The following is a 12,168-nucleotide window of genomic DNA, read 5'->3' as shown; positions in this document are numbered from 1 at the left end:
TACAGCATTCAGGCCGCTTTGCCCTGCACAATCAGGCGTCCCGAACGCCCGGGCAGCTCATCCCAGGTGATGGGGCACACGGGCAAGTCCGACTCTTTTATCTTTTCATAATAATCGCCCATCGCCGCAAACTGGTAGCCCTGGGCTTTCCAGCCAGCCAGCAGCTGTTCGAAAATGGGGGCGAGTTTCTGTCCTTCAAGTTCCGCGTGCAAGGTATACACGTGATCACGCGGATTGTCCGCCGTCAAGGACAGGATGTGCGCGGCAACATTGCCGGTGGTGATCAGTTTGCCGTCGATTTCGCAGCCCAGCAGCTCGTCCAGGGTGGGCAGGGTGGTGGGCAGTTGCACGCATTGCAGGATGGTGTTGCCGTTGCGCACGCGGTGCGGGCCTTGCGACGGCTGCGCCATGGCGCCGCGCGCGTCGAGCATGGCGCGCCCATCGGAGGCAAAGCGGTAGCCGGCCGTGTCGTGTTCGACAAAGGCGCTGACGTTCATTTGCCAGCCGGCCGCGCCGTGCGTGTGCGGCTTGGCGCCAAACACTTGCTCGTAGCGATTGGCGGCCTTGCGCATCATGTTGATGGTCCAGGCGGCGTTGCGCCTGGCCACGTTGTCTTGCCACAGGGTGTGATCCCAGGTGTGGATGCCGCACTCGAAACCGGCATCGCGCACGGCGCGCAATTGCGCCGCGCATTGCTTGCCGATATCGGGTCCCGGCAGCAAGGTACCGTACATCAATGTTTTCAAGCCGTAGTGTTCGACCACCGACGTGCGCGACACCTTGCTGAAAAAGCCGGGCCGCAAGGCGCGCCGCAGGGCCCAGCCCGTGTGGTCGGGGCCCAGCGAGAACAGAAAGGTGGCCTTGGCCTGGTGCGCGGTCAGCATGCGCACCAGATTGCCCATGCCTTCGCGGGTGCCGCGATAGGTATCGACGTCGATTTTCAGGGTCAGGAACGGCTTGCTCAACATTAATCCATCAGGGCTTTGGCTTGGGCTACCTGGCTGCGGTAGGCGTCGAAAATATTGCGCAGGGAATCGGCCATCGTGGTGGTCGGCGCCCAGCCCAGTTCTTCGCAGGTGTTCGTGATTTTCGGCACGCGGTTCTGCACGTCCTGGTAGCCGGCGCCATAGTAGGCGCCCGAGGTCGTTTCCACGATTTTCACGTGTTTCGCGCCTTCGGCGTATTCCGGGTATTCGGCGGCCAGGGTCAGCATCATGCCGGCCAGATCGCGGATCGAATAGTTGTTGGTCGGATTGCCAATGTTGTAGATCTTGCCGCTGGCGATGCCGTTCTTGTTGGCGATGATGCGGATCAGCGCATCGATGCCGTCGTCGATGTAGGTGAACGCGCGTTTCTGCGCGCCGCCGTCGACCAGCGAGATGTTTTCGCCGCGTACGATATGGCCGAAGAATTGCGTCACCACGCGCGAGGAACCTTCTTTCGGCGTGTGGATCGAATCGAGGCCCGCGCCGATCCAGTTGAATGGACGGAAGAGGGTGAAGTTCAGGCCTTCCATGCCGTAGCCCCAGATCACGCGGTCCATCAGCTGCTTGGCGTTCGAATAGATCCAGCGCGGCTTGTTGATCGGGCCGCAGATCAGTTCCGAGTTTTCCGGGTCGAATTCTTCGTCATGGCACATGCCATACACTTCCGAGGTCGACGGGAAGACCAGGTGCTTGCCGTACTTGGCGGCCGAGCGGACGATGGGCAGGTTGGCTTCGAAGTCCAGTTCGAAGACGCGCAGCGGCTGCTTGACGTAGGTCGACGGCGTGGCGATGGCCACCAGCGGCAGGATCACGTCGCATTTCTTGACGTGGTACTCGACCCATTCCTTGTTGATCGTGATGTCGCCTTCGAAGAAGTGCATGCGCGACTTGTAGTTGTCATCTTCCAGCAATTCCGTGATGCGGTCCGTGTTCATGTCCATGCCGTAGACATGCCAGTCGGTGGTTTCCAGGATGCGCTTGGACAGGTGGTGGCCGATGAAGCCGTTGACGCCTAAGATGAGGACTTTTTTCATGTGAGATTCTCTTGAGTGATATCAGTGTGTGCTGACGCGGGCGGTCAGACTTGCTTGCAATTGCTGAGCCGAAATCGGCTCCCCGCCAGCCCTCAGCGCGGAAATGGCCAGCATGCGGCCGTCTCCGCAGACGCCAAAGACGCAATTATCCACTACCGCCAAGCCCGGTGGCAAACTTCCTGCTGAATGCTTGCTTAAACGGGCTTTTTCGATGATGTAAATGACATTGTTGACTTCGGTGAAGGCGCCGGGATAGGGCGGCGCGACGGCCCGGTGCAGGTTGTAAACCTGCTGCGCGGGTAACTTCCAGTCGATGCGGCCATCGTCGGGCTTGCGTCCGCCAAAATAGCCGCCCTGGCGCAAATCGTTGAGCTGGCGCGGCGCGGTGCCGTCCAGCAAGGCTGGCAGCACGCCCCACAAGGTTTGCTCCGCCGCCACGGTGACCTTGCCGAAGACTTCAAACGCCGTGTCGTCGGGCAGGATGGGCACGGCCGTCTGCGCGACGATGGCGCCGGCGTCCGGCTTGACCGTCATTTCATGCAGGGTGGCGCCCGTTTCCGTGGCGCCGTGCAGCACGGCCCAGTTGACGGGCGCGCGGCCGCGGAACTGCGGCAGCAGCGAGCCGTGCATATTGTAGGCGGGCGCCACTTCCAGGATGCTGGCCGGCAGCATGTGACGGTAGTAAAAGCTGAACAGCATGTCCGGTGTTGCCGCCTGCACCTGGGCCAGCAGTTCGGGCGCGCGGGCGTCCGATGGCGTGATGTAGGGGATGCCTTCGGCCTGGCACAGGTCCGCCACGGATTCGAACCACAGGTTTTCCGTGGGGCTGTCTTCGTGCGTGACGACGAGGGCGATATCGACGCCGCCGGCCAGCAGCACCTTGATGCAGCGTACGCCCACATTGTGGTAGCCGAAGACGACGGCGCGCGGGGCGCCCATCAGCGGCCCACCTGGCGTTTTTCCAGGCGCACGTACGATGGCGCCTCGGCTTCCGCCTGGACCATGCCGTCCTGCAAGATGGTTTGCACCACGTAGCGGGGACGGGCGCGCACTTGCTGGAAGATGCGTCCCACGTATTCGCCCACGAGGCCGATGCCGAACAGGATCACGCCCATCAGGAAGAAGGCGATGGCGAACAGGGTGAACACGCCCTGCGCCTCGGCGCCGAACAGGAAGCGGCGCGCCAGCAGATAGATCACCAGCCCGGCGGAGCTGAGCGACAGCAGCATGCCCAGCATCGAAAAGATTTGCAGCGGAATCAGCGAAAAGCCCGTGACCAGGTCGAAATTGAGGCGGATCAGGCTGTACAGCGAGTATTTCGACTCGCCGGCTGCCCGTTCCTCGTGCTCGACGGTAATTTCCGTGGGCTTGCGGGCAAACGTGTAGGCCAGGGCGGGCACGAAGGTGTTGACTTCGGCGCACTGGTTGACCAGGTCGATCACGTTGCGGCCGTAGGCGCGCAACATGTTGCCCTGGTCCGTGATCTTGATGTTGGTGATGCGCTCGCGCAGCCGGTTCATCATCTTCGACGCCAGGGTGCGCCAGGCGGAATCCTGGCGCTTGCGCCGGATCGAGCCCACGTAATCGTAGCCTTCGCGCATCTTTGCCACGAGGTTGCCGATTTCTTCGGGCGGATTCTGCAGGTCGGCGTCGAGCGTGACCATGATCTGCCCGCGCGATGCCTCGAACCCGGCCAGGATGGCCATGTGCTGGCCATAATTACCGTTGAACAGGACGACGCGCGTGACGTCGGGGCGCTGGCGGAACTGTTCCGCCAGGATGGCCACCGAATTGTCGCGGCTGCCATCGTTGATGAAGATGATCTCGTAGCTCGTCTGCAGGGCATCGAGGGCCGGATACAGGCGGGCGAACAGGCTGGCCAGGCCATCCTGCTCGTTGTAGATCGGAATGATAACGGACAGTTCAGGTTTCATCGGCGCGCTGCTCATTTGATGAGTATGGATTTGACGGTGGCGACGGCGCGTTCCACGTCCTGTGTCGTCATGGCGTAGAACATCGGCAAGGTCACGGTCAGGCGGCCGATCTTTTCCGAGACGGGGAACATGCCCTCGGTAAAGCCGCGTTCGCGGTACATGGTAAACAGGTGGATCGGTGCGTAATGATAGCCCGTTCCCACGTTTTGTTGTGCCATTTGCTGCATGAAGGCGGCGCGCGTGCCGGGGCCGTTGTCGGGCAGGATGATCTGGAACAGATGCCAGTTGCTGTTGTCAAAATCCTGCACGGGCAGCTGGGCGCCGCTCTGCGCTTCGAAGTCGCTGCCGAATTGCTCAAAGTAATGGCGCGCCAGCGCGCGGCGGTGGGCCGTGATGGCGTCGATATTGGCGAACTGGCCCAGGCCGATGGCGGCCATGATGTCGCTCATGTTGTATTTGCCGCCCAGCACGTCGACGTCGATGCCGTCGACGCCGCTGCGGGTGACGCCCTGCAGCCGGTATTTCTCGGCCAGCTTCGCTTCTTCCAGGTTGTTCAGGACAAGGCAGCCGCCTTCGCCCGTCGTGATGTTCTTGTTGGCCTGGAAGCTGAACGAGACGAAGTCGCCAAATGCACCGATGCGCTTGCCTTTCCACGTGGAGCCGAACGCTTGCGCCGCGTCTTCGACGACCCGCAAATTGTATTTTTCAGCAATCGCGTACAGGCGGTCCATGTCGACGGGCAGGCCGGACAGGTAGACGGGGATGATGGCTTTGGTGCGGGGCGTGATGGCCGCTTCCAGCTTGTCGAGGTCGATATTGCGCGTGACGGGGTCGATATCGGCGAACACGGGCGTGGCGCCCACTTCGATGATGACGTTGGCCGTCGCTACCCACGACACGGGCGTGGTGATGACTTCGTCGCCGGGGCCTATGCCGGCGATGCGCAGCGCGATTTCCATGGTGCAGGTGCCCGAATTGAAGGTGCGCACGGGACGCCCGCCGAAATATTCGGACAGCTGGGCTTCGAAGGCCTGCACTTTCGGGCCGCTGGTGATCCAGCCCGAGCGCAGCACTTCGCCGACGGCGGCGATGGTCGCCTCGTCGATGGTGGGTTTGGAAAAGGGCAAAAAGGGCAGGGTAGAGGTCATGGCGCGGTTCTTGGGTCGGTATTGTGTCAGGGTATCAGTGTCGCCGAAGCTGCCAGTGCGGTCAAAAGACGCTGGCAGGCATGGCTATTTTATATCGTCAGTATGGCGGCGCAGCCGGTTCAGCGGTGAAAAATCTCGCTGATGCGGGGGCGGGGCAAGCTGGGCCGGGAGGCGCGATCCGTGCTGCGTCGCGCCCCGATATCCATTTATTTATTGGCAATGACCATGCGGCGCGCATCTTCGGCAATCACACGCATGGGCACGCCACGTTGTTGCAGTTCCTTGTAACGGTCCAGGCTGATAATGGCCATGTCGTGCACGCCGGCGTTGGCATCGTTCGTCCATTGCGTGATGAAAGGTTCGATGGTCGGGATCGACAGTTCCGGCTGCTGTTTCAGGCCAAACGTGAATTCATCCCAGTAATCGACGAGGATCACGGGCCGCTGCAGGTAATACGTCAGCGACTGCTCATAGATGCCGACCGAATACAGCTTGGTACCGGCCGTCAGTTCGGCCTGGATCTGCGGCAGCATGTCGGTGCCCGCGCGGTTCTGGCCATACAGTTCGGAGCCGGCCAGGATGCAGTGCGTGGCCAGGAAACCGGCGCCGGCAATCGTCAGTACCGTCATGTCGCGGCGCAGCTGGCGTGCATGCAGCAGGGCCAGGGCGCCGCCTGCCAAGGCGAAGAAACCGGCCGCCATCAGCCATGGCTGATAGCCTTTCAAGGCGATCAGGGCGGCCGGATCGCGCGCGCTGGCCTTGCCGAACGCGATCGGCCCGCCGATCAGGATGGCCGCGCCCAGCACGCACAGCAGGCCGGCGGCGAACAGGCGCTGGCGGCGCGATGCCGATTCCAGATACAGCGCCACCAGCAAGGCCAGCGCCGGGAAGATGGGCACGATATAGCCAGGCAGCTTCGAGGTCGAATAGCTGAAGAAGAAGAAAATGAAGACGGCCCAGACCAGCAGCATCAAACGGGGCTGGAAGGCGCCTTCCTGGCGCTGGAAGGCGGCGGCCAGGCTTTGCGGCAGCAGGCCTATCCATGGCAGGATGCCGGGAACGAGCAGCACGAGGAAGTAGTACCAGGCGCCTTCGCGCTTGTGGCCCTTCATCAGGAAGCGCTGGAAATGCTCGTGGATGAAGAAGAAATGCGGCTGTTCCGGATTGCGCAGGGCGACCAGCACGAACCATGGCGTGGCGATGGCGAAGAACACCAGCAAGCCCTTGGCCAGGTGCAGACGCGTCCAGATGCGCCAGTCGCGCGCGCACAGCGAATACAGCACCAGCACGGCGCCCGGCAGGACGATGCCGATCAGGCCCTTGGCCAGCACGGCCAGCGCCATGGCGGCCCAGCAGGCCAGCATCCAGTTGCGCCGCTCGGTCGCGGTGGCGTCGTCGCGCTGGGCGACCAGCAGGCTGCCCAGGGTGAGGGTCATCATGCCCGACAGGCCCATGTCCAGCGAATTGATCTGGCCCGAAGCGAGCCAGAACAGGCTCGACGCCAGCACCAGGCCGGCATACAGGCCCACGCGCGGACCGAAGACTTTCTTGCCCGCGTAGGCCGTCATGCACACGCCGATGATGCCGCACAGGCCAGTCCACAGGCGTGCCTGCCACTCGCCCAGGCCGAAGGCGGCGAAGGTCAGCGCATTCATCCACGTTTGCAGCGGCGGCTTTTCAAAGTACTTGATGCCGTTCAGGCGCGTGGTGATCCAGTCGCCCGTGACGAACATCTCGCGCGCCATCTCGGCGTAACGGCCTTCGTCGGGCGGCACCAGAGTGCGCACGCCCAATGCGTACAGGGTGACGACGATGAAGATGCCCAGCAGGGACCACATCAGCACCCGCGACGAGTGCAGTTCGTTGACATTGATTTTCATGCGGCCTTGCCTGCGGCCGGGGCCAGGATCAGCGCCAGGGTGACTTTGCGGCCTTCGCCCATGAGGATATTGTAGGTGCGGCAGGCGGCCTGGCTATCCATGCATTCGACGCCGATGCGGCGCATGGTCAGCGCGGCCGTCAGTTTCGGGTGCACGAAGCGCTGGCGTTCGCCCGTGCCGAGGATGACCACGTCGGGAGCGTCGGCGAGGATTTGCGCGAAATGCGCCTCGGTCAATTCTTCGAAACTGGCGACGTCCCAGGCCCGCGGCGCTGTTTCCGGCATGACGATCAGGCTGTAGTTGTACGGCTGGGCATTGATCTCGACGCCGTTTTCGTCATAGCCGGTGACAGTCTGGTATTGTTGGGTGCTGCTGGCGTGGAGTTTCATGGCGATATCGGGGCTGGTCGTGTCGGTTGATCGGTACGCGCGCGGCCAAACTGGGTGCCGCGGCCAAGGGCGCAAGCATGCCATAAATGACAAAAAAGAGCGACTAAAAAGCAACTTCCTTTCCAAATCGCAATGTTCGGCGCCACAGTGGCGCTGCATGCTTGCGCCATGGTAATGGCGCAAGATTAAGGGAAGATGAAGATGGCGGCGGCCGGATTGGTGTCCGGATGGGCCGGCGTGGCAGAATCGGCGTCAAATGCTGCAGTTCGCCATGTTTAATTTGATAAAATGGCCTGTTTTCGGCGAGAATGGTTGTTTTCGCCTTGCAGTCTTTCGCATCGCAGTTTCACGGGTTCATAGTTCTGGCGCGGCGACCATGCTGCAAGCTCTGCTCACCGCGCCGCATCACGACAGGGATTTATTTTGCGACCGATTCAGAAATCGAATAAATTGGCGGACGTCTGCTACGACATCCGCGGCCCGGTCCTGGAAAAATCCAGGCAAATGGAAGAAGAAGGCCACAAGATCACCAAGCTCAATATCGGCAATCTGGCCGTATTCGGCTTCGATCCGCCCGACGAGATCGTGCGCGACATGATGCTCAATCTGCAGAATGCGGCCGGCTACACGGATTCGAAAGGCATGTTCGCGCCGCGCAAGGCCGTCATGCACTACACGCAGGGCAAGAACATTGCCGGCGTCACCATCGAAGACATTTACCTGGGCAATGGCGCTTCGGAACTGATCGTCATGTCGATGAACGCCCTGCTCAACAGCGGCGACGAAGTGCTGGTGCCGGCGCCCGATTACCCGCTGTGGACGGCCGCCGTCAGCCTGTCGGGCGGCAATCCCGTGCATTACGTGTGCGACGAGCAGAACGAGTGGTATCCCGACATCGAGGACATGCGCCGCAAGATCACGCCGCAAACGAAAGCCATCGTCGTCATCAACCCGAACAATCCCACGGGCGCGCTGTATCCGGTTTCCGTGCTGCTGCAGATCGTCGAACTGGCGCGCCAGCACCAATTGATCATTTTCGCCGACGAGATCTACGACAAGGTGCTGTACGACGAAGCCGAGCACGTGTCGATCGCCTCGCTGGCCGACGACGTGCTGTTCATCACCATGAACGGCCTGTCGAAGAATTACCGCTCCTGCGGCTACCGCTCCGGCTGGATGGTGGTCTCGGGCGAAAAGCGCCACGCAAAAGATTACATCGAGGGCCTCAACATGCTGGCCTCGATGCGGCTATGCGCCAACGCGCCGGGGCAGTTTGCCATTCAGACGGCGCTTGGCGGCTACCAGAGCATACAAGACCTGGTGGGGTCCGGCGGGCGCCTGTTGAAACAGCGCGACCTGGCGCACAAGCTGCTGACCGATATTCCGGGCGTCACCTGTGTCAAGCCGAAGGCCGCGCTGTACATGTTCCCGCGCCTGGACCCGGAGATCTACCCGATCGCCGACGACCAGCAGTTTGCCTATGAATTACTGGCCGAAGCGAAGGTCCTGATCGTGCAGGGCACGGGCTTCAACTGGATCGCGCCCGACCATTTCCGCGTCGTCTTCCTGCCCAATTCCGATGACTTGACCGAGGCCATGGGGCGCATTGCGCGTTTCCTCGAAGGTTACCGCAAGCGTCACGGCCGGGGCTGAATCAGCCAGCAGCAGCAATCTCGATCAACCTGGCGCCGCCTTAGGGGGCGCCACTTATGAGCAGTCAAGCACAACTATGAAATCCATCAAGATCGGCCTGCTGGGCCTGGGCAATGTCGGTTACGGCACGTTCAGCGTCCTGAAACGCAACCAGGAAGAAATCAAGCGCCGCGCTGGCCGCGGCATTGAAGTCGTCGCCGTCGCCGTGCGCGACGTGGCGCGCGCCGAAGCACTCGTCGCCGGCGGCTGCAAGGTCGTCAACGACCCGCACCTGATCGTCAACGATCCCGAGATCGACATCGTCGTCGAACTGATCGGCGGCTACGATCTGTCGAAAACCCTGGTCATGCAGGCGATTGCCAATGGCAAGCATGTGGTCACGGCCAACAAGGCTCTGCTGGCCGTGCACGGCAACGAAATCTTCGCCGCCGCCCAGGACAAGGGCGTGATGGTGGCCTTCGAAGCGGCCGTCGCCGGCGGCATCCCCATCATCAAGGCGCTGCGCGAAGGCTTGACGGCCAACCGCATCGAATGGATCGCCGGCATCATCAACGGCACCACCAATTTCATCCTGTCCGAGATGCGCGACAAGGGCCTCGATTTCGCCACCGTGCTGAAACAGGCGCAGGAACTGGGCTATGCGGAGGCCGACCCCACCTTCGACATCGAAGGCGTCGACGCCGCGCACAAGGCGACCATCATGTCGGCCATCGCCTTCGGCATCCCGGTGCAGTTCGACAAGGCCTACGTGGAAGGCATCAGCAATCTCAATGCCGTCGACATCCGCTACGCCGAGCAGCTGGGCTACCGCATCAAGCTGCTGGGCATCACCAAGCGCGCCACCGTCAACGGCGTGGAAGGCATCGAGCTGCGCGTGCATCCGACCCTGATCCCGGCCAAGCGCCTGATCGCCAACGTGGAAGGCGCCATGAACGCCGTGCTGGTGCATGGCGACGCCGTCGGCGCCAGCCTCTACTCGGGCCGCGGCGCGGGCGCCGAGCCGACCGCTTCGTCGGTGATTGCCGACCTGGTCGACATCACGCGCCTGGCCACGGCCGACCCGGAACACCGCGTGCCGCACCTGGCGTTCCAGCCGAACGCGATGACCGATATCGCGATCCTGCCGATGTCGGAAATCACCACCAGCTACTACCTGCGCATGCACGTGGCCGACCAGCCGGGCGTGCTGGCCGACCTGACGCGCATCCTGGCCGAACGCGGCATCTCGATCGACGCCATGCTGCAAAAAGAGCCGGCCGAGGGCGAAACGCATACGGACATCATCATGCTGACGCACCAGACGCAGGAAAAGAACGTCACGGCCGCCATCGAGAAGATGGAAGCCTTGAACAGCGTGGTGGGCACCGTCACCAAGATCCGCCTGGAAAACCTCAGCTGATCGTTTGCGGCGAGCCATGCAGAACGGCGCCCGCAGGCGCCGTTTTTTTATGCGTGATGTTGTCGGATTACGGCGTCCACGTCCATGTGGTCATGGCCAGTGGGTCGGATTAGTGCGGCAAGGCCGCACGTAATCCGACAACATTGTTGGCATGGCCGATGATGCTGTCGGATTACGGCCCTTCGGACCTAATCCGACCTGCGCCTACGCTGTTCAAGGCGCGGCGACCGGGCCCACGTCCATGCCGTCATAGCTGGCCAGCCGGTTTTCCTGCGCAAATGCCATCAGTTCGCCGTTGCGCGCGTGCAGGCTGTCGACGCCGTGCACTTCGGCCTTTTCCACGTGCAGCACCCACACGGGCGGCGCGGCCGGATCGTCGAGTTCCGGCTGGTACAGTTCCACGGGGCGGTAACCCTGGATCGCCAGCAGGGCGGCGGCCTGTTCCAGCGGTTCGGACGTGGGGTTGGTGAAGTAATAGCCCCACAGCAGCGGCCGGGACAAATCCCACGGCGCGTTCTCGGCGATATTGGCAAACAGTTCGGTCACATCTTCTTTGGTCATCATGGCGGGATCTTTCAGTCGATTTCAGGGCGCGATCTTAACATCGGTGTCAGTGACGCGCCACGCGCCCATGAAAAAACCGGCTTTGCTGAACTGTAGTGGTTTAATGTACCCGGACACTGATTTAGGCGAGAATGCTCGCCATGGAGAGGTGTTTGATGAGCAAGCAAAGACGTACGTTTTCCCCTGAGTTCAAACAGCAGGCGGCATGCCTTGTACTGGATCAAGGATATAGCCATACGGAAGCAAGCCGGCTTGCCAGCAAGACAAATCAGCGGCCCACATATGCTGCAACACAGAGAGTTTGAACTCTGCATTGTAATGGCTGAACTTTTTTACCAGACCTCCAATGCCATGCGCTGCATGCAATTTAATCCACAATCTCACAGTTGAATGATGAAGATTGTGCTTGTCGGCAATCTGTTTATGCCCCACCGAACCGGACAAATATTGCTCGATAATGCTGAGCTTAAATTGCTCACTGTACTTCGACATGAAAAACCCCAAAAGTTGGTGTCCAACTTTTGGGGTTCAGTTTATTGCAGCCGGTTTTTTATCCGCCATTAAAACGGCGGGGGGCTGATTCACGCAAGCGTGAATTAGAACTTGTAGCGCAGGCCGATCGACAGCAGGTCGGCTTTCAATTTGTCGCCGCCTTCGCTTGCTACCTTGCCGAAGTTTTCGTATTCGGCAACAGCCGACAGGTTTTTGTTGATGTTGTAAGCAGCGCCGATGCCAAAGATGGCGGAGGTTTTGTTTTTCGAATCGCTTTCACGGAAATTCAATTCGCTGATGGTGATTTTGGTGCGGTTTTGCGCAACGCCAGCCTTGGCGAACAGCGAGAACTGTTCGTTCAGTGGAAGGGTGCCGGTCGCGGCGACGTAGAATGCGTGGTTTTTCGCTTCCAGTTTCGTGCCGTCGATGGTGCGGTCTACTTTACCGAAGTCGACATAGCCAGCTTCCGCGCCAAAGTTTTGCGTGAAGTCGTAGCCAGCGTAAGCCTTGTAGCCGGTATTGCTTTTCTTGGTCGAACCTTCTTGATCGATGGACAGCTTCATTTCCGAACGGCCGATGTTAGCGCCGATGTAGGCGCCTTGGGCTTGCGCGAACAATGGGAATGCCAGGGCGGCGCCGATGACTGCTGCAAACAATTGCTTTTTCATATTAATCCTAGGTAATTAATA

Annotated in this window: 11 protein-coding genes and 2 pseudogenes; 3 read left to right on the top strand and 10 right to left on the bottom strand. The window is 61.0% G+C overall.

The window, feature by feature from the left end:
* Positions 1-8: 8 nt before the first annotated feature.
* The 7 genes from BLU39_RS05060 to BLU39_RS05030 form a co-directional block, all read right to left on the bottom strand.
* The gene (locus BLU39_RS05060) at positions 9-968 is read right to left on the bottom strand and encodes a polysaccharide deacetylase family protein (protein ID WP_092710551.1); all 960 of its coding nucleotides are present in this window, start codon (positions 966-968) and stop codon (positions 9-11) included.
* Positions 968-2,020: a bifunctional UDP-4-keto-pentose/UDP-xylose synthase gene (locus BLU39_RS05055; protein WP_070290550.1), complete on the bottom strand. Its 1,053-nt coding sequence runs from the start codon at positions 2,018-2,020 to the stop codon at positions 968-970. The genes BLU39_RS05060 and BLU39_RS05055 overlap by 1 nt, the downstream gene beginning before the upstream one ends.
* Before the next feature lie 21 nt (positions 2,021-2,041).
* A complete protein-coding gene (locus tag BLU39_RS05050) occupies positions 2,042-2,959 on the bottom strand; it encodes a formyltransferase (RefSeq protein ID WP_092710548.1) in 918 nt (305 codons plus the stop codon).
* Entirely contained in the window at positions 2,959-3,954 is a 996-nt protein-coding gene (locus BLU39_RS05045; protein ID WP_092711297.1) for a glycosyltransferase, read from the bottom strand. Before BLU39_RS05045 ends, BLU39_RS05050 begins: the two co-directional genes overlap by 1 nt.
* Positions 3,955-3,965: 11 nt before the next feature.
* Positions 3,966-5,102, bottom strand: a complete 1,137-nt coding sequence (locus BLU39_RS05040) for a DegT/DnrJ/EryC1/StrS family aminotransferase (protein WP_092710545.1) — start codon at positions 5,100-5,102, stop codon at positions 3,966-3,968.
* Between the two features lie 206 nt (positions 5,103-5,308).
* Entirely contained in the window at positions 5,309-6,982 is a 1,674-nt protein-coding gene (locus BLU39_RS05035; protein WP_092710542.1) for a glycosyltransferase family 39 protein, read from the bottom strand.
* Positions 6,979-7,371 carry an Mth938-like domain-containing protein gene (locus BLU39_RS05030; RefSeq protein WP_092710540.1) on the bottom strand — a complete coding sequence of 131 codons (393 nt, stop codon included), beginning with the start codon at positions 7,369-7,371 and terminating at the stop codon, positions 6,979-6,981. The genes BLU39_RS05035 and BLU39_RS05030 overlap by 4 nt, the downstream gene beginning before the upstream one ends.
* Before the next feature lie 423 nt (positions 7,372-7,794).
* Here BLU39_RS05030 and BLU39_RS05025 point away from each other — a divergent pair, with 423 nt between their 5' ends.
* Complete coding sequence (locus BLU39_RS05025; RefSeq protein ID WP_092710537.1) at positions 7,795-9,024, top strand: pyridoxal phosphate-dependent aminotransferase; 1,230 nt, start codon at positions 7,795-7,797, stop codon at positions 9,022-9,024.
* Positions 9,025-9,100: 76 nt separating this feature from the next.
* Entirely contained in the window at positions 9,101-10,423 is a 1,323-nt protein-coding gene (locus BLU39_RS05020; protein WP_034750424.1) for a homoserine dehydrogenase, read from the top strand.
* Positions 10,424-10,636: 213 nt separating this feature from the next.
* On the opposite strand, the gene BLU39_RS05015 is transcribed toward BLU39_RS05020, so the two are convergent.
* Positions 10,637-10,987, bottom strand: coding sequence for a ribonuclease E inhibitor RraB (locus tag BLU39_RS05015; RefSeq protein WP_092710534.1), 351 nt, complete (start codon positions 10,985-10,987; stop codon positions 10,637-10,639).
* A 155-nt stretch (positions 10,988-11,142) separates the two neighbouring features.
* On the opposite strand from BLU39_RS05015, the pseudogene BLU39_RS28090 reads away from it, so the two are divergent.
* Positions 11,143-11,238, top strand: a pseudogene (locus BLU39_RS28090) (transposase); the annotation flags it as partial.
* Positions 11,239-11,305: 67 nt separating this feature from the next.
* Here BLU39_RS28090 and BLU39_RS28875 read toward each other — a convergent pair.
* Both BLU39_RS28875 and BLU39_RS05005 read right to left on the bottom strand, forming a co-directional pair.
* Positions 11,306-11,479: pseudogene (locus BLU39_RS28875) on the bottom strand (transposase); the annotation flags it as partial.
* Between the two features lie 104 nt (positions 11,480-11,583).
* The gene (locus BLU39_RS05005) at positions 11,584-12,147 is read right to left on the bottom strand and encodes an outer membrane beta-barrel protein (protein ID WP_092710529.1); all 564 of its coding nucleotides are present in this window, start codon (positions 12,145-12,147) and stop codon (positions 11,584-11,586) included.
* Positions 12,148-12,168 lie beyond the last annotated feature (21 nt).

Source organism: Janthinobacterium sp. OK676 (genome assembly GCF_900103595.1).
Classification (GTDB): domain Bacteria; phylum Pseudomonadota; class Gammaproteobacteria; order Burkholderiales; family Burkholderiaceae_D; genus Janthinobacterium.
The sequence above is the reverse complement of the archived record's forward strand: the minus strand, read 5'-3'. Positions and strand labels throughout refer to the sequence as shown.

What these genes read in the sequence shown, in the direction of transcription:
- BLU39_RS05060 (WP_092710551.1), bottom strand. Translation starts at nt 968, where the DNA reads ATGTTGAGCAAGCCGTTCCTGACCCTGAAAATCGACGTCGATACCTAT.
- BLU39_RS05055 (WP_070290550.1), bottom strand. Translation starts at nt 2,020, where the DNA reads ATGAAAAAAGTCCTCATCTTAGGCGTCAACGGCTTCATCGGCCACCAC.
- BLU39_RS05050 (WP_092710548.1), bottom strand. Translation starts at nt 2,959, where the DNA reads ATGGGCGCCCCGCGCGCCGTCGTCTTCGGCTACCACAATGTGGGCGTA.
- BLU39_RS05045 (WP_092711297.1), bottom strand. Translation starts at nt 3,954, where the DNA reads ATGAAACCTGAACTGTCCGTTATCATTCCGATCTACAACGAGCAGGAT.
- BLU39_RS05040 (WP_092710545.1), bottom strand. Translation starts at nt 5,102, where the DNA reads ATGACCTCTACCCTGCCCTTTTTGCCCTTTTCCAAACCCACCATCGAC.
- BLU39_RS05035 (WP_092710542.1), bottom strand. Translation starts at nt 6,982, where the DNA reads ATGAAAATCAATGTCAACGAACTGCACTCGTCGCGGGTGCTGATGTGG.
- BLU39_RS05030 (WP_092710540.1), bottom strand. Translation starts at nt 7,371, where the DNA reads ATGAAACTCCACGCCAGCAGCACCCAACAATACCAGACTGTCACCGGC.
- BLU39_RS05020 (WP_034750424.1), top strand. Translation starts at nt 9,101, where the DNA reads ATGAAATCCATCAAGATCGGCCTGCTGGGCCTGGGCAATGTCGGTTAC.
- BLU39_RS05015 (WP_092710534.1), bottom strand. Translation starts at nt 10,987, where the DNA reads ATGATGACCAAAGAAGATGTGACCGAACTGTTTGCCAATATCGCCGAG.
- BLU39_RS05005 (WP_092710529.1), bottom strand. Translation starts at nt 12,147, where the DNA reads ATGAAAAAGCAATTGTTTGCAGCAGTCATCGGCGCCGCCCTGGCATTC.